The following is a 17,177-nucleotide window of genomic DNA, read 5'->3' on the forward strand; positions in this document are numbered from 1 at the left end:
TTTACGGAGTAACTATTTCATATATCCAGTGTTGCTTATTTTCAGTTAAACCTGAAGATGTAGCTAAGTTACATCATGGATTTTGGCTTTAACCCGTTACCGTGATAAGGATAACAAGGCGCTTCCGCTTTTCTAATAAGAATCGAAGGTGAACCATTTTGGAACATTTATTAGGTCGTGAATGGGAAATTGTTCCTGCAGGAGGAGCTACAGGTGAAGCGTTCATCGCGTTGAACGACGAACAAAAGCTTTTTTTAAAACGCAATTCTTCCCCTTTTTTGGCAGTTTTATCAGCAGAGGGTATCGTGCCAAAGCTTGTCTGGACCAAACGCATGGAAAATGGAGATGTGATCACGGCTCAGCATTGGCTGAACGGCAGAGAACTCTCGCAAAAGGAGATGAATGGTCCACATGTTGCTAAGCTGCTCCGAAAAATTCATCAGTCCAAACCGCTCCTAAACATGCTCGAACGATTAGGAAAGTTCCCGTTAATGCCTGAAAATATCCTGGATCATATTGAGAATAATATTGATTCTGAGATCCGTAGCCTTTCAATTGTTCAGAAAGCTTTGGAATTTCTGCGTCACAATATTTCGGAAATTGATTGTGATGAAAAAGTAGTATGCCACTGTGATGTTAATCATAATAATTGGCTAATTTCGAATACAGATGAGTTGTATCTTATCGATTGGGACGGAGCAATGATTGCAGATCCTGCAATTGATCTAGGCATGCTTCTTTATTCATACGTCCCCAGGGAAAGTTGGAAGCATTGGTTAAAACGGTATGGCGTGAACCTCGATGACCACCTGGAACAGCGAATGAAATGGCATATGATTTCCCAAACGATTTTATCGATACAATGGCATAAAACAAAGAAGCGGATTGAAGAGATGAATGAATGGATACAGAATCTCGATTGCATTCTCGAATAACCCTTACGAAAACTTATCTATTTCATCAACCCACTGCGATAGCTGTCCCTGATGAGATGTTATATACTGATCGAGGTCTGATGAATTAATTCCATTTTGGCTATAGGAATAAATCTCCTGTAACACAGCTTTCACATTTTCTTTTACGCTGGAGTTTACCATGAGCGATTTTACAATTCGTTCCACTTGCTCACATTCAGCTACAGATCCGCAGCAATCGCTCTGGTGGTTGTTTAATATGTCCTTTAGCAATTCCGCTTGGTTTTTTTCCGAGAGAGGCATGTTTTTTAACATCCTTTCGTAATGGTTTCTAAGGCATTAATCGGCTACCTGTCATTACATAGGTTGTGAATTGTTGAATGGATTATACCGTGATTTTCTTAACATTTGTCTAAGTAAATGAATTCCATTTTTGAGGTATTAAGAGACTGCATATTTGCAGTCTGTTTTTATTGGTTAAGGAAAAATAATCTTTGTTAGCAGGTACAGATGTCTAACTCCATCGCGATAGGACGTGGTGATTTTAGTCGGCCTCGAGTGTTGTGACTAAGTGCCTTCAAAACCTTTTGTTGCGATCAAGGGTTATCGCAACAAAAGGTCATAGTCCCATCGCTTCGGAAGGCAAAAAGCGCCTTCTGTCAGCGATGGGCATTAGGCTTGTCAGGAGGCTTGCGTTTTCTTTTGATCTTACCTTGCATAGACGGCGTACACATGATATTGTTTGAACGATAGAAAAATTTATAGGGGTGTCAGCATGCGTTTAAGGAATAAGCCCTGGGCTGAAGAAAGATTGAATGAATTCCCTCAATACGTGATAAGGGAACCGGAACAGCGAAAAGGCAAGTGGAATGAGGTATTTGGCAATAATAATCCATTATATATAGAGGTAGGAACAGGAAAAGGTCGTTTCATTACAGAAATGGCAAAAGCTCATCCTAATGTTAACTTTTTGGGAATAGAATTGCATAAAAGCGTTATTATTTCTGCGATGGATTTGTTAATAGAGGTAGACCTGCCGAATGTAAAGTTATTAAATGTAAATGCAAATGATTTGCGTAACTTTTTTAATAAAGGTGAGGTTAGCCGGGTTTATCTGAACTTTTCTGACCCATGGCCGAAAACGCGGCATGAGAAAAGGCGTTTAACATATAAAACCTTTTTAAGCACTTATGAGGATATTCTACCGGATAAAGGTGAAATCCACTTTAAGACAGATAACCAGGGGTTATTCGAATACTCCTTGATAAGTATGTCGCAATATGGTATGCAGTTCAAGTTTATAAGTCTTGATCTTCATAACAGTGAATATGAAGGAAATATCATGACCGAGTATGAGGAAAAATTCTCTCAAAAAGGGAATAGAATTTACAGGATGGAAGCAAGCTTTACCTGAGAAAAAGGGTTCTTCCCAAAGTCAGTTACATTGGCTTTAGGAGAGCCCTTTTTTAGGTGGCAAACTAAACCTTTTAGTATTTTAAATTAGCTCCTATAACCAAAAATCCCTGTGGATGCTAGAATAGAGAAAAAGGAGGAGAATGTATGGAGAAATTAAGGATCGGAAGAATAAATATTACCTGGCTGAACGGAGGGGTAACCCATCTTGACGGGGGTGCAATGTTCGGTGTTGTACCAAAAGCACTTTGGTCAAAGAAATACCCTCATAATGATAATAACCAGATAGAATTGCGGACAGACCCAATATTAATTGAGGCAAACGGATTACATATTTTGGTTGAAACAGGGATTGGGAAAGGGAAAATGAATGATAAGCAAAAGAGGAACTTTGGTGTTACTGAGGAATCGCAATTGATTGAGGACTTAGGCTCTCTTGGGCTGAGGCCGGAGGATATTGACTATGTTCTTATGACACATCTGCATTTTGATCATGCCTGTGGCCTTACATATCAAGAAGCCGGGGAATGGAAATCGACCTTTGTAAATGCGAGGATTATTGTATCTCAGGTGGAGTGGGATGAAATGCGGCAGCCAAATATTCGGTCCAAAAATACATATTGGAAAGAAAACTGGGAGGCTGTCCAAGGACAGGTAGATCCATTCAGCGGTGAAACAGAAATTACTGAAGGAGTAAAAATGGTCCATACCGGGGGGCATAGTGACGGGCATTGTATCATTATCATCGAGCAGGAGGATGAAACGTTAATCCATATGGCGGATTTGATGCCGACACATGCCCACGCAAATGTACTTTGGGTCATGGCGTATGATGATTACCCGATGGCATCCATTTTTGCCAAAGAAAAATGGATGGAATATGGATTAAGCCGGAACGCTTGGTACAGCTTTTATCATGATGCCTATTACCGCGCCATCAAGTGGGATGCTTCAGGAAAAGAAATGACCGCCGAAATCAAACGAAGTAGGATTTAATATAAAAACCTTGTCACCGAAGAATGCGTTGACAAGGTTTTATGGAATCAAACTGCCTGTAAATAAAAGTTAGTTACTTACTACATTCAAATCCAGCAGCGTCCCTGTTGTGGCATCCGCAACAAATTCATACTGCTCCGGGTTCCCATTGATAATCCGAGTGATTCCGCCTTTGTACACGTTATAGTCCAGATTGAATTTTTGATATGGCTCCGGCTTCATAATAATCCATGAACCATTGATTTTTCCATCTTTCCTAAGTGAGTTTTTTACATTTGAAAGGATGCTTTCAGGTGTAATGTTCACGGTTTGATCCATTACCTGCTTTGCCACGTAGCCTGCTGCAATCCCAGCAGTCGCTCCTGCTAAAAATGTTTTCCAGTTCATCTTTATTCCCCTCCAACATTCAAGGCTGTTTAAATATGTTCAACAACCAAATAGCCGTATACCTTATAGTATATAAAAAAAGCCGGTGAAAGGCGAGTTTAGAAAGGTTGGCTGGAGCACCACGGCATTTTCATTTAAATGAAAGCTCTCCATTGCTCCTGCTGCTGGCAAGTAATTTCATGTTTCTGTAAAATAAGGATGTACATAATCCAAACTTAATTAAGGAGCAAAGAGATGAACGAGGAAACTTTATCATTGTTTAAAACATTAACCGAGCTTCCAGGAGTTCCTGGGAATGAACATAGCGTACGTAAATTTATGAAACAAGAGCTTGAGAAATACTCTGAAGAAATCGTTCAGGATGGATTGGGTAGTATTTTTGGAGTCAAAAAGGGCAATGAAGCAGGACCAAGAGTAATGGTTGCGGGCCATATGGATGAGGTTGGTTTTATGGTAACCTCCATAACTGACAATGGCATGATTCGCTTTCAGACGCTCGGCGGATGGTGGAGCCAGGTGCTCCTTGCCCAGCGTGTAGAAGTTATTACAGATAATGGGCCGGTCATTGGTGTAATCGGCTCAATCCCGCCGCATTTGCTGGATGAAGCCCTTCGCAGCAAGCCAATGGATATTAAAAATATGCTGATCGATGTGGGTGCAGATGATAAAGAAGATGTAAAGCGGATGGGCATTAGGCCCGGACAGGCAATTGTTCCAATTTGCCCGTTCACTCCGATGGCAAATGAGAAAAAAATACTTGCGAAATCCTGGGATAATCGCTATGGCTGCGGTCTCTCTATTGAGCTTTTGAAGGACTTGAAGGATGTCAAACTTCAAAATGTGTTGTTCTCGGGAGCTACTGTACAGGAAGAAGTTGGTTTAAGAGGAGCCCAAACGGCAGCAAACCTAATTAAACCGGATATTTTCTTTGCATTGGATGCAAGCCCGGCTAATGATATGTCTGGTAAAAAGAGTGAGTTTGGCCAGCTTGGTAAAGGCGCACTGCTTCGGATTCTCGACAGATCTATGGTGACTCATAGAGGAATGAGGGAGTTTATCCTGGATACTGCAGAAACTCATAATATCCCGTATCAATATTATGTATCACAGGGAGGTACCGATGCTGGAAGGGTGCATACTTCTAATGAAGGAATTCCAAGTTCAGTCATTGGCATATGTTCCCGTTACATTCATACTCATGCTTCGATTGTCCATGTTGATGACTATGCAGCAGCAAGGGAATTGATTGGAAAGCTTGTGAGAGCATGTGATAAAACAACAGTGGAGTCAATCCGGCAAAATGGGTAATGTGAAAATTGCGATCGGCAGCAAAAACCCGGCAAAGGTCAATGCTGTAAAAGCTGCCTTCGGGCAAGTCAGCGGAATTTTCCTTGAAGTTGATGCAGAATCAGGTGTGTCCAATCAGCCATTTTCTGATGAAGAAACAATAAAGGGTGCTATTAACAGGGCAAGAAACAGTCAGGTCTCTGCTTTTGCAGATATCGGTATTGGTCTGGAAGGAGGAGTCGTTGAAACAGCATTTGGACTGTTTTTATGCAACTGGGGTGCTTTGGTAACGCAGAGTGGCAAAACGTTTGTGTCTGGCGGAGCTCGAATTCCCCTTCCCCCCGAAGTGGCGGAAATGCTGCGCGCAGGGAGGGAACTCGGTCCAGTCATGTCAGAGTACACGCAGAAAAACGATGTTCCAAAAAGGGAAGGGGCCATCGGCGTTTTTACCAACGAGCGGATTACCCGTTCCGAAATGTTCCGTCATATTGTGCAAATGCTGATCGGGCAATGCGAATATCATAAAAGGTTCCTGAACGGGGACTAAAGTGGACCCTATCCTCCGTATTGAGAAGGATAGGGTTATTTTTACTGGATAAGAAAGTATAGTTTTTTCCACGAGTACAGATGTCTAGCTCCAGCCAGCCCTCACGCTCTGGATGTGCTAGTGCCGACGTTGCCACAGGACTTGGCGATGTCAGGCCGTTCTTCCTCTGCTAGGATGTGCTGATGTTGACGTTTGGTACAGGAAATGCCAGAAGTTAGTCGACTTTCCACTGTCGGGCGCTTTCGCTTTTCTATATTGGAGTAGAAGGTGCGAGACTCCTCGAAAATGCATTATGTCTAGCTGCAGCGCCCAGCAACTTTTTTTCCGTAGGAAAATAAAGCCCTTCGAATGTTGTGACCAAAGGCCGTCACAACCCTGTGTTGCGATCAAGTGCCATCGTAACCTTGGTCATAAGCCAATCACTTCGGAAGGCAAAAAGCGCCTTCTGTCAGCGCTTGTCTTATGCTGTATTGTGACCAATAGCCGTCACAACTCTGTCAGGGCTGATCAGAGCGCTTCAGCTTTTCCATTTTGATCGGGGAACCAATTCAACGTCCTGCGGGAAGTGAGTCAAGGGAGACCTCGCAGGCGCAAGCGCCGAGGAGGCTTCCGAACCGCCACTAGAGCGGAAATCAACAGGCAGGTTTTACAGAGTCAAGTTTTAAAAATTAGAAAACAGTCTGATATTAATGGCTATTATTGAACTTTTATTCTATCAAGGGCCGGTGCTATGATTGGTTCGCTTTGTTTTTGAATGTAATCTGCAATTGCTTCTATATCCGGAGGCCCTGTAACCTGATCCGTCCCTTCGGTTAATACAGTAAATCCATCTCCACCAAATGCAAGGAAGCTCGTTACAGTTACCGTATATTCTTTATCGGCTACAAGCTCTCGACCCCTTGAATCTGTTAAGTTTACAATCTTGTTTCCGGCAGGTGCATGTCGATTAAAACTATACGTTAACCCGGATACGTGCAATACCTTTTGGTCAGTAAAAGAAAATTGCTGTTCCAGCACCTCTTTCATTTGACCGCCGGTTAAAGTCATTTTCACTAATCTATTCCCAAACGGCTGCATCGTATGTAACTCGCCCCAATTAATAATTCCTGCGTCTAAATCAGCCCGGATTCCGCCAGGATTCATTAGAGCAAAGTTAGATGCCATTGTTTCCCGATTTACATCTGCAATGAAATTACCTAATGCAGATTCACCACTTGCATCTTTTTTGACGGTAAAGGGCGTTGCTGATGTGCCTATGTTCCGATTTACTAACGGTGCAATTTCGGCTTTATATATATCTACCATATTCTTTACCTCTTGATCCGCATTGATACCCTCATGGAAGGTTCTTATTACTCTGGCCGATTTTTTTACAATATCCTTTGTGTTTGGATCAATGACAATGTCGATATCGGAGAAGGCAGTTCCATATGCATAGGCTTGCACTACCAATTTACCATCAACCAAAGTGTTCGCATAAGTGTGATTGTGGCCGCCTAAAATAATATCCACTTCATCATTCACGGTCTTGGCAAGCTCAACTGCTTCACCTTTCGGACTTGTTCCATCCAAATGGGAAGCAGCCCGATTATGAGCTAAAACAATGATAGATCTCACGCCTCGATTTTTCAAATCAGTTACGGCCTCATCAATCGCCTCTTTTTCATTCATAAATTCTACCTCTTCAACAGCACTTGGATGCACAATGCTCTTCGTTTCCTGAGTAACAACACCAATAAACCCTATGGGTATACCATTTGCTTTCTTGATCACATATCGAGGCAGTATAGGCTTTCCAGTAGCCTTATCTATTACATTAGCAGCAACATAAGGGAAATCAGCCCCTTCGAATTCGCCGGTCAAGTGATGGTGGCCACCATCAATGAGGCGCTTTAACTCACTTATCCCTTCATCAAATTCATGGTTCCCAAGTGTGCCGATATCAAAGCCAATCTTATTTAAAACTTGTATTGTAGGCTCATCCTTAAGCAGAGCTGATGCCGGAGAACTCCCGCCCACAATATCCCCTGCATGGACAAGGAATGTATTTTTATTTTGCTTTTCGTGTTTCTTTAGATAGGCAGCTAAATATTCCGCGCCGCCTGTTTGCTTGCCATTTACTTTCCGATACGTTTCGATTTGCCCATGGAAATCATTTATTCCTAACAATTGAACTGGAATGCCTTGGTTAAAACGGTCTAGTTCTTTATTTTTTTGGGCCTCCGCAGCATCTGAGACAACCTGAGGGGCTATAATTCCAACAGCTAGTAATGCACCAATGATGATGTTACGTTTACTTATGTTGTTCAATTTGGTTCACCCTTCCCATCCTCGTATGATACGAACACACTCTGAAAAGTCCCGATTGCAAGGGTTATCTATTACAACATTCAGTTTTCTAATTACACCTAGATGGTAGCAGGTGTTCTTTAATGTATTGATTTATTTTTGTAAAGAGATTGTATTTTTGTGGAGGAAAATGCTGGAGATATTCTAAGTTTTTGTAATTAATTTTCCTTTTACACTCTATAGCTATTAATTACATAAAATTGGATTCCCATCCTATCGCTTTTTTATTGGATAATAGCTTAGGGACAAAAATTATATCAGAGGAGACATTACATGAAGAAAATCATACTATCATTTGCTTTATCTCTTGCCCTGCTTTTTCCGACGGTTGCTTTGGGAGCTGGGACATATAAAGTTGTAAGCGGGGATACTTTTGTGAAGATTGCCGCAAAGAACCAGGTATCGATTACAGAATTGATCAAAGCTAATCCGCAAATTAAAAATCCCAGCCTAATCAAGCCGGGACAAACTATCTACATACCGGCTAAAGCTTCTGAAACACCGGCAGGAGTTGACGCTCAAGTTGTTAAACTGGTTAATCAGGAACGGGCAAAATATAAACTGCCAGCTTTAAAATCAGACTCTGCCCTTGCCAGAGTATCCCGATTTAAGTCTGAAGATATGAGAAATAAAAATTATTTCAGCCACACCAGCCCTACTTATGGTTCCCCATTTCAAATGATGAAGTCATTTGGCATTTCATATCGTTATGCAGGTGAAAATATCGCTGTAGGCCAAACTTCGGCTCAGGCAGTTATGGCTGCTTGGATGAAAAGTCCAGGCCATAAAGCAAATATCCTTAGCAAGAATTTCACTTATATCGGAGTAGGTTATGCCAAGGGCGGCTCTTACGGCCACTATTGGACACAGCAGTTCATCAGCAAGTAATCTTTGAATTGTCGTGGTACTCACATATCAGTGTAAATAAGGCAGCCGAAACAGCTGCCTTATTTCCATTTTTTTATATTACCCCACTAGCCATTTCTCGAAAAACTCCCCGTTTTCCTTGCCTGTGTCAGAAAAATCTTGATAAAATCTCTCCTTGAAGCGTTTTTGTTCTGATATTCATTCTGATATGCCTTGAGGGCTTCCGGTATTTTTTGTTCATAACCCGGAATAATGGACATACCTGAATAACTGATAATTCCTAACTAAAGTTTAGAAGCTTACATAAGAGGAAATAGTCATAATGTTAAACTTCAAATGGGAGGAATGTAAAATGCCGTACGAATCTTTAAACGAACTTCCTGATGCTGTAAAGGATAATCTGCCTCACCATGCTCAAGAAATTTTTAAAGAGGCTTTTAATTCGGCAAGTGAAGAATATAAAGAAGAAGAAACAGCCTTTAAAGTGGCATGGAGCGCCGTGAAAAAGAAATACAAGAAGGATACGAATGATAAATGGGTAGAAAAATAAGGCGGTAAAGTATACCGCCTTAATATATATTGGGTGTTGCATTTATTTAATTACAAATTGCAAATAATCTAGTAATCTATTTAGGGCTTGTCTGGCGGGGAAAAGACGGAGTAAAAGGACGGGGATGGATGCGGCATTTTTTTGTTATGGTTAATCACGATTTATAGCTATTAATCTTTTCATTTAATGTGTTTAGCTGACGGTGGAAGTCCAGGTTTTGGAGCCATAGCTTATAAATTATTGCCGATTCAAATATAATCATGATAATAGTGCTGAGAATAATTCCTTCACGCAGGTACCCTATTACCGGGGCAATAATGAAAATAAACATTTGATATTCAATTCCGCTCATCAGATGCAGTCGAACCCTTCTTTTTAGGAAGAATGCTCTTAATTTTAAATAGGAAGGAAACCGGGTAATAACTTCACCCAAAAATTGATTTTTTACCCATGTATCTTCATTTGACTTTTTATAACGCAGCGATTGACTGCCATTGAGATTTTTGATCAGTTTAAAATGTGGGTTCATGGCACGTTTTTTTTCAATCATAAGTGTTTTCTCTGCAGATCTTATTTTTTTTCGCATTTCATTTAATGATTTGTAGACGAGGAGTGAATTCATGTAACGTGTACTATCCAAAAAGCAAATGATAGCAGCAAAATAAAAATAAATAACCTGTCCGGTTTGGAGATATTGACCAAGCATCAATGAAAAAGCGCAAATGGCGACTCGGGTACGGTCAAGAATATAATCCAGCCACCCGCCAAAATTTGTGCCAGTTCTTTTGAGTCGGGATATTTTTCCATCCATGCAGTCTAACATAAAACTGATATGATAAAGAATTGCACCAATGACCAATGAATAATAAGTTCCTTGATAAAATTGAAAAGCTGCGGCAAGGCCAGTTAAGAATGCTAGAAGGGTAAGCTGATTTGGGGTAATGTTTGTATAATTGGCCAGCGGAAGCATTATTCGGGAAGCGACAGGATCAACAACATAAACGGTCCACCAGGCATCTTTCTTTTTATATGATTTCTTAATATCTTCCAATGAATATTTGTTGGCAGCCACTAAAGCCACGCTCCTTATCTTGTCTTATGGTGAAGGGGGAAATATCTCATCTAACACAAGGTTTATCTTTTTCGTTGTTAAATCTGTTTCATTTAGGATAGTGTAGCGATTTCTTATTGTAGGGGCTTTCTGAACAGCCAGGCAAATCTCCTCTTTTGTATAGCCAAGCTTTTTATAATGGAGAGGAAGTCCTAGACGTTTATAATATTGGCGTAAACTATATTCAGAATTTTGATATCCTTGTAAGTACTCAGAAATTAATACTCCGATGGCAACCTGCTCTCCATGAAGTGCTTTTCCTCCACAGTAGTAATCCAGTGCATGGCTGATTAAATGCTCCGAACCGCTGCAGGGCCTGCTGGTACCTGCGACTGCCATGGCAATACCGCTCATAATCAGCGATTCGGACGCTACCTGCAACAAAATTTTGCTGTCTATGTTTTTCTGAGTAAGTTTATTCAAAAAAGCATCCGTCGAATTGTTGGCGATCATACATGCAAAGGCATTCATTTTTTCATTCTTCACTTTGTGTGCCAGTTTCCAGTCAGCCAGTGCTGTCTTGTTGGATAGCAAGTCACCAATCCCTGAGGAAAATAACCTTGCGGGGGAACGAGCCACAATGTCCAGATCGATCACAACAGCCCAAGGCATTTTAACTTCAATACTTAAACTCTTAATCTGATCCACTCGTATGGAAGCAACGGGTGAACAGATTGCATCACTGGATAAGGCAGTGGGGACGAGTATTACAGGCAAATTCATTCTTGTACCAACTACTTTGGATACATCTAATACCTTACCGCCCCCCACTCCGATGATAATTTCTGCAAAGCCTTTTTGAGCTTCCATTTCAATTTGATCTACTGTTCGGAGCATATTATCTTTGCAGTACAAAGCCGAAAGCTGAGACGGCTGCAGTTTTAGTGCAGTGGTAACCTGTTCGCCAATTTGACGGGTCGGACCGTTTCCGGTAATCACTGTCACTCTCCGTTCAGCCAGTGTTTCAACGATTTCACTGCAAGGTAACAGTTCAAATGCTTTTGGCTCACAAATTAAATGAGTTGGGAATTCGACCTTCATCTTGTCTGACATAGTAAGCCTCCTATGATTTCCCCATGATGGAAACAAGCTGTTTGGCGAATTCTAAATCCTGTAGATCATCGATTTCGATCCATGGATAGCCCTGCGTAAACACTGCCCTAAAATCGACTCTAGCAGCACAGGCTTGATATACCTGTTCATACCAGACTCCTGTTTCCCCAGAGTCTATCATCTGAGCTGCTTTTTGATATAAAAGTTTCAAATCATTTGCTGCCAATTTGGAAATTCCGATGTATTCACCGCTCGCTTCGGAGGTTTCCATTTGTTTATTCACCATGCACAAACGGTTGTGTTCCATCTTTACTTTCATTGCTTCCTCAGTTAATTGCTTTTCCCGGTCAACTAATAGGCAAGACGGAAAATTTGAATTCAGAATTAACGGGATGAGCCTGCTGTCATATAAAACATCTGAGTTGATCAGCAGTAAATCATCTCCAACAGTTCGAGAAAGCAAAAATGAGTAAATATTATTCATAGATTTATAGAGAGGATTGTAGATAAAGTGAATCCCTGTTCCTGAAAAGTACTTTTCTATCTGATTCATCTTGTAACCGCCAACAATATAGATCTCTTCAAATCCGAAACCCGACTTGAGCAAGCTGTCAACCTGGTACTGCACTAGCGGTTTACCATTAATGATGATCATAGCTTTTGGATTATCTCTGGTTAAAGGATATAGCCGACTTCCAACTCCAGCTGCCAATATAACAACTTTCATAAGTATCTCCTATCTATAATGCTTATTGTTTTGGGCCCATCCCAAGGTCGGTTAACTTTGCTTTGTCAATCTCGATACAACGCTCTAATCCTTTAAGCATTTTTGAACTCCCCGAACCCTTGAAATATTTCTCCGACAAACGAATAGCTTTATGGGGGAAAATTTGATCTAGCAATAGTAGTTCATATTCTTCAGAGGAGAGTGGATGTATTTGCTGGTATGCATCCACAACGCATTTGAATCTTTCACTTGACCAAGCTCCCAATTCATGATTAATCCACGTTATAAGATGGGAAATATCCCTCATAGGAAGAGCTATGCTTGTGGTATCAAAATCGATAATAGTTAATTCTTTATTTTTGCTGCAGAGAATATTGAGCGGCGAATAATCACCATGGGCCAGATGAGGGTCCTGCCTTGCAGCATCCAGTAAAGCACTCAAACCCGTATGCGGAAGTCGGTCGAGCACCCAATTGATTCGGGATTGAATCCAGGGTAGGTGGCTCAAAAATGAGGCAGAGAATAGATCCCCGCTTTTGTTCGCATTTTTTTGGCACTTTTTCATTTTTTTGATCTTTCTTTGATAGATTTGATTCCAGTCAAGGCGCGAATCTGTAATCGGATTGCCTGACCCGGCGTATCCCTGGGATGCCACATGAAACTCAGCAAGCAGCATGGCCATTTTTTTAATCATGTCATTGTCGGCATAGTCTGGCTGAGAACCTTCCTGCCATTGAAATAGCAGAAAACAGCCATCGTCAACGGCAACAATTGAAGTTCCATCAAGCTTTGGAAGAACAATCGTTACCGGTATGCCTTTTCCGTGAATATAATTATTTACTGCAACGATCAGAGGAGCCCGCGCGCTCTTTTCCAGGTATTTAAAGGCATACACGTTTTTTCCTGTATCAATAACCTTCCATAACTGCCTGTCGGGTTTACGTCTTACAAGCACCATGGATTCTGATGTAATGCCATAATAATGTTGAAGTAACCCGGAAATTAACTTTTCGTCTATTGCAGTCACTCATATCACCTCTTGCTCTTTACTATTGCTTTTAATTTATGATTCTTTTAAGAGATGGATTGGACTTATAACCAAGCTCTGCCTGAATTAATGCCGGTGAATTTCCCAATGGCAGGTTCCGTTAAAAGTATTGATATGAAAAATTCCTTGGCAAAGATTTGAAATCAGAAATGGAGAAGTATTAATAATTGTTCAGGAAAGTAAATTTGAATAGGTGTGGTATGCTGTGATAGAAGGAGTAATACGTATGGAATAAGCATTTGTTAACTTTTTTAAGAATATGAGACAAAGAAACGGAAACCGTTATCAAAATCATATTCGAATTGAGTACAAAACCAAGTATGAAGGGCTTGTGTACAGCGAGGGAGTTAATAATTTATTTCCTTTTTATCAATGCAATGCCGATTGCTTGTAATGAGACCTGATTATTGTTTATTATTGGTGGCAAGATGGTGTATGTTTTTACTGTTATTTATTGGGCAGTATATAAAAAGAAGGACAAAAAGGGGAGGAAATTGAAATGAAGAAGCTTGAATCAGTTGAACAGTTTAATGAACTAAAAAATAATGGAAAACATCTTTTTTTATTTTCGGCGGATTGGTGCCCGGATTGTAAATTCATAGAGCCGTTTTTGCCTGAGTTAGAGGAAAAATATGAAGATTTTACTTTTGTTTATGTTGATCGAGATGATTTTCTAGATCTTTGTGCTGAAAATGATGTTTATGGCATCCCTAGCTTTATTGCTTACAGTTATGGTTCTGAACTGGGGCGTTTTGTAAGTAAGGACCGCAAAACGCGTGAGCAAATTGAAGAATTTATTGAATCATTTTAATTACCAATCATTAGTGGTAATGGCTCATCTCTGAGATACGGCTTCATGGGCCGAAACATCAGCAGAGCCTCACTGAAAAGTCGATAAAACGATGAGGGAATAAGCATGAAAATGACCAGCAGAAAAATGGTAGACATCCTGAAAGAAAGAATTGGAACCGAACGCCGGGACTTTAACTTTGACAGGAAGAAAGATACGCTGAGAATTGTGAATAGTGAATCGGACAAGGGGATTACGGTTGAATTGCCCGGAATCATCGCCCGGTGGGAAGAAAAGAAGGAAAAAGCGGTTGATGAAGTCGTTTATTATGTTGAAGAGGCCCTTTCCGTAATGGGAGGGGAGTATTCTTTGGAGGGAAAAGAAAAAAGTATTTTCCCCGTTATCCGTTCAGCTTCATTCCCTTCCGAGGCTGCTGAAGGGAATCCCTTTCTTTTCGATGAGCATACAGCCGAAACAAGAGTGTACTATGCATTGGATTTAGGAAATACTTATCGGCTGATTGATATTGCCATGATGAAAAAAGAGGGTTGGGAAGCCGATCGGATCCGGCAGATAGCCCGTTTCAATGTCCGTTCCCTTTCGACAGGGGTAAAGTCGGACACTGTCGCTGGCAATACCTTCTACTTCCTGAATACGAATGACGGATATGACGCCAGCAGAATCCTTAATGAACCTTGGTTAAGGGAAATGAAGGATAAAATGGCTGGCACAATGGCCCTTGCCATTCCGCATCAGGATGTCATAATCATAGCTGATGTGGAAAATGATACTGGATACGACATACTTGCCCAAATGGCAATGAGCTTTTTTGCGAGTGGGAAGGTTCCTGTTACTGCCTTGTCCTTTTTGTATGAGGACGGTGAGCTGGAACCGGTCTTTATTCTTGGAAAAAATAAAAATCGAGAAGATAAGAATATTTGAATTGACTGAATACATGTTTCAAAAACATATTTTTAAGAAGGATGTTCGTTTTTACGACATCCTCTTTTTCAATCCCAGGAAGAAACAGTATTTAAAAACAAATAAATTTTTACATGATTAAATTTTAAGCAAGAGCATTGATGCATAAAAACCTATCTGCCTGAAAGCGGATAGGTTTTTCGGATGATTATACTCGAAAACTTGCAATTGCATGCTGCAGCTCATCAGCGATGTTGGAAAGTGCGTTTGCTGATGCAGAGATTTCTTCCATGGAGGCGAGCTGTTCTTCGGTTGCAGCGGATACATTTTGTGTGCCAGAGGCAGCTGTTTCTGCTACTGCAGAAATGTCGTTAACAGAGAATACAACTTCTTCCGTAATGGATGAAATTTTTTCTACAGAAGTAGAAATTTGATGAATTTGATTGGTGACTAAATTGACGGATTCCTTTATCAGGTTGAAGGAGTCGCCAGCGATATTTACTACGCCGATGCCTTGTTTCACCTCATTAGAGGCATTATCCATTGAACTGATCGTCTTATTTGTTTCTTCCTGTATCCCGGCAATCAGGGCTGAAATTTGCTGGGAAGATTCTGATGACTGTTCTGCGAGCTTACGTACCTCTTCAGCTACTACAGCAAATCCTTTACCATGATCACCAGCCCGGGCTGCTTCAATGGCTGCATTTAATGCAAGGAGATTGATCTGTGCGGCTATGCTAGATATCACTTCTATTATTTTATTGATTTCGTTTGACCGGTCTCCTAAAGTCTTGACTGATTCGGAAAGCGATCCAAACGTTACATTTATCTTATTCATTTGATCAATTGCCTGGTTGATGCTGATTTCACCTTCAGTTGCTTTTTCAGAAGTATGGGCTGAAGATGTGGTAACATGCTGAGCATTTTCAGCGATCCTCGAAACCTCAATAGCCAATTCGCCAATTTGAATGGAGCTTTTTTGGACACTGTCCATTTGCTTATCTGTACCCTCAGCAACTTCCTGGATCGTATAGGCAATTTGTTCTGTAGCTTTACCGGTTTCCTCGGCGTTAGCTGAAAGCTCTTCAGCAGAAGCTGCCAGCTGGTCTGTGTTCATTCCAATTTTAGCAATTAGATCGCGCAGATTGCCTGCCATGGTGTTAAAACTTGCTCCTAGCTGACCTAGTTCATCATGTGATTTAATCATAACGGTTTCTGTTAAATCACCATTTCCAATTTTTTCTGAAGCATACACAAGCGTTCTTAAAGGCTTAGTGATAGAAGAAATGATAAAGTAACTTAAAACAGCGCCGATGAAGAGCGCAATGGCCAAAACGAATGCGGTATTAAGAAAGATAGGCATAGCTTCATCTTGTACTTCAGATTTGGATAATGTACCAGCAACTTTCCAACCTGTGTTTTCATTTGTGAAAAATACCATTTTGTTTGCTTCATTTTCATATGAATAATCAAATTGACCTTTGTCGGTTTCAAATATTTTATCGACCCAGATTCCCACTGCTTCCTCATTTGGCTTAAGGGCAGGGTGGATAATAGCCTTTCTGTCTTTGTCTAATATAAGAGCATATCCTTCTTTTCCGATTTTTACCTGCTTGGTAATTGCCTCAATGGTTTCCAGCTTTACTTCGCTTGCCAGAACTCCTGATCCATCCTTTAATACCTTTGCTATCCCTACAACAAAATCGCCGGTAGTTTTAGATTCAAATGGGGGTGTAACCGTTACTTCGCCTTTCTGATTCATCGCCTGTTGATACCATGGCCGTTTGCGCGGGTCGTAGTCATCCGCCATTTTCTTTGCTGGAGCATTTACAAATGTGCCATCAGTACCGCCGACATAAATAGTGGAAATCCCCGGGTGTTTTTCGAAGAAAGAATGTAAAGTACTTTCTGCTAAATCCGTATCGGATACCGAAATGTTATCTGCCAAATAATCAATATTTCTTATTTCCGGGTCAATAAAACGGTCTAGAGTTCCGTCTAGCAGTTTTCCTGTCTCCGAGGCCGACAATGTGATGTGCTCTTCCAGGGTGTTTTTTGAGGACTGATATGAAGTCAAACCGATAGTCAAACTAGGAATTAAAAGGATAATCGCAAATGAAATGATTAATCTTGCCCTAATTTTTGTTTTTAAAAAGCCATTCATGCTAAATTCCCCCGCTTTTATGTTCTATGTAAACGCAGCTGCTCAGGAAAGAA

General features: G+C 40.8%; 17 protein-coding genes. 9 read left to right on the forward strand and 8 right to left on the reverse strand.

The genetic code is table 11. The features are described 5' to 3' along the window. Nucleotides 1-158 precede the first annotated feature (158 nt). Nucleotides 159-935 (forward strand): phosphotransferase family protein, encoded by a 777-nt coding sequence (locus D0469_RS11355; RefSeq protein ID WP_117326866.1) that lies wholly within the window; start codon nt 159-161, stop codon nt 933-935. Nucleotides 936-938: 3 nt separating this feature from the next. Here the strand turns inward: D0469_RS11355 and D0469_RS11360 are convergent, their stop codons facing one another. Further along, entirely contained in the window at nt 939-1,217 is a 279-nt protein-coding gene (locus tag D0469_RS11360) for a YtzH-like family protein (protein ID WP_117326867.1), read from the reverse strand. A 472-nt stretch (nt 1,218-1,689) separates the two neighbouring features. On the opposite strand from D0469_RS11360, the gene trmB reads away from it, so the two are divergent. Together trmB and D0469_RS11370 are read left to right on the forward strand one after the other, a co-directional pair. Next, nucleotides 1,690-2,328: a tRNA (guanosine(46)-N7)-methyltransferase TrmB gene (gene trmB, locus D0469_RS11365; protein ID WP_117326868.1), complete on the forward strand. Its 639-nt coding sequence runs from the start codon at nt 1,690-1,692 to the stop codon at nt 2,326-2,328. 146 nt (nt 2,329-2,474) lie between these two features. After that, nucleotides 2,475-3,323: a YtnP family quorum-quenching lactonase gene (locus tag D0469_RS11370; protein WP_117326869.1), complete on the forward strand. Its 849-nt coding sequence runs from the start codon at nt 2,475-2,477 to the stop codon at nt 3,321-3,323. A gap of 69 nt (nt 3,324-3,392) precedes the next feature. On the opposite strand, the gene D0469_RS11375 is transcribed toward D0469_RS11370, so the two are convergent. Then, the gene (locus D0469_RS11375; protein ID WP_117326870.1) at nt 3,393-3,710 is read right to left on the reverse strand and encodes a PepSY domain-containing protein; all 318 of its coding nucleotides are present in this window, start codon (nt 3,708-3,710) and stop codon (nt 3,393-3,395) included. Nucleotides 3,711-3,944: 234 nt separating this feature from the next. On the opposite strand from D0469_RS11375, the gene D0469_RS11380 reads away from it, so the two are divergent. Together D0469_RS11380 and D0469_RS11385 are read left to right on the forward strand one after the other, a co-directional pair. Beyond that, the gene (locus D0469_RS11380; protein WP_117326871.1) at nt 3,945-5,018 is read left to right on the forward strand and encodes a M42 family metallopeptidase; all 1,074 of its coding nucleotides are present in this window, start codon (nt 3,945-3,947) and stop codon (nt 5,016-5,018) included. 1 nt (nt 5,019) lies between these two features. Then, nucleotides 5,020-5,544: a DUF84 family protein gene (locus D0469_RS11385; protein ID WP_117326899.1), complete on the forward strand. Its 525-nt coding sequence runs from the start codon at nt 5,020-5,022 to the stop codon at nt 5,542-5,544. A 696-nt stretch (nt 5,545-6,240) separates the two neighbouring features. Here D0469_RS11385 and D0469_RS11390 read toward each other — a convergent pair. Then, nucleotides 6,241-7,854: a bifunctional metallophosphatase/5'-nucleotidase gene (locus tag D0469_RS11390; protein WP_117326872.1), complete on the reverse strand. Its 1,614-nt coding sequence runs from the start codon at nt 7,852-7,854 to the stop codon at nt 6,241-6,243. A 312-nt stretch (nt 7,855-8,166) separates the two neighbouring features. On the opposite strand from D0469_RS11390, the gene D0469_RS11395 reads away from it, so the two are divergent. After that, nucleotides 8,167-8,781 (forward strand): CAP domain-containing protein, encoded by a 615-nt coding sequence (locus D0469_RS11395; protein WP_117326873.1) that lies wholly within the window; start codon nt 8,167-8,169, stop codon nt 8,779-8,781. 331 nt (nt 8,782-9,112) lie between these two features. Beyond that, a complete protein-coding gene (locus tag D0469_RS11400) occupies nt 9,113-9,310 on the forward strand; it encodes a ChaB family protein (protein ID WP_117326874.1) in 198 nt (65 codons plus the stop codon). A gap of 154 nt (nt 9,311-9,464) precedes the next feature. Here the strand turns inward: D0469_RS11400 and D0469_RS11405 are convergent, their stop codons facing one another. The 4 genes from D0469_RS11405 to D0469_RS11420 are packed head-to-tail and all read right to left on the reverse strand — an operon-like array spanning nt 9,465 to nt 13,228. After that, nucleotides 9,465-10,382, reverse strand: coding sequence for a CDP-alcohol phosphatidyltransferase family protein (locus D0469_RS11405; protein ID WP_117326875.1), 918 nt, complete (start codon nt 10,380-10,382; stop codon nt 9,465-9,467). A gap of 24 nt (nt 10,383-10,406) precedes the next feature. Next, complete coding sequence (locus D0469_RS11410) at nt 10,407-11,474, reverse strand: iron-containing alcohol dehydrogenase family protein (RefSeq protein WP_233523032.1); 1,068 nt, start codon at nt 11,472-11,474, stop codon at nt 10,407-10,409. Between the two features lie 10 nt (nt 11,475-11,484). After that, on the reverse strand, nt 11,485-12,201 hold the full coding sequence (locus D0469_RS11415) for a phosphocholine cytidylyltransferase family protein (RefSeq protein ID WP_117326876.1): 717 nt from the start codon (nt 12,199-12,201) through the stop codon (nt 11,485-11,487). Between the two features lie 22 nt (nt 12,202-12,223). Further along, nucleotides 12,224-13,228 (reverse strand): phosphotransferase, encoded by a 1,005-nt coding sequence (locus D0469_RS11420; RefSeq protein WP_117326877.1) that lies wholly within the window; start codon nt 13,226-13,228, stop codon nt 12,224-12,226. A 520-nt stretch (nt 13,229-13,748) separates the two neighbouring features. Here D0469_RS11420 and D0469_RS11425 point away from each other — a divergent pair. Both D0469_RS11425 and D0469_RS11430 read left to right on the forward strand, forming a co-directional pair. Further along, the gene (locus D0469_RS11425) at nt 13,749-14,060 is read left to right on the forward strand and encodes a thioredoxin family protein (RefSeq protein WP_117326878.1); all 312 of its coding nucleotides are present in this window, start codon (nt 13,749-13,751) and stop codon (nt 14,058-14,060) included. Nucleotides 14,061-14,171: 111 nt separating this feature from the next. After that, nucleotides 14,172-14,981: a DUF1444 domain-containing protein gene (locus tag D0469_RS11430; protein ID WP_117326901.1), complete on the forward strand. Its 810-nt coding sequence runs from the start codon at nt 14,172-14,174 to the stop codon at nt 14,979-14,981. A 187-nt stretch (nt 14,982-15,168) separates the two neighbouring features. Here D0469_RS11430 and D0469_RS11435 read toward each other — a convergent pair whose 3' ends face one another. Next, complete coding sequence (locus D0469_RS11435) at nt 15,169-17,124, reverse strand: methyl-accepting chemotaxis protein (protein ID WP_117326879.1); 1,956 nt, start codon at nt 17,122-17,124, stop codon at nt 15,169-15,171. Between the last annotated feature and the right edge of the window lie 53 nt (nt 17,125-17,177).

Source organism: Peribacillus saganii, from assembly GCF_003429095.1.
GTDB lineage: Bacteria > Bacillota > Bacilli > Bacillales > DSM-1321 > Peribacillus > Peribacillus saganii.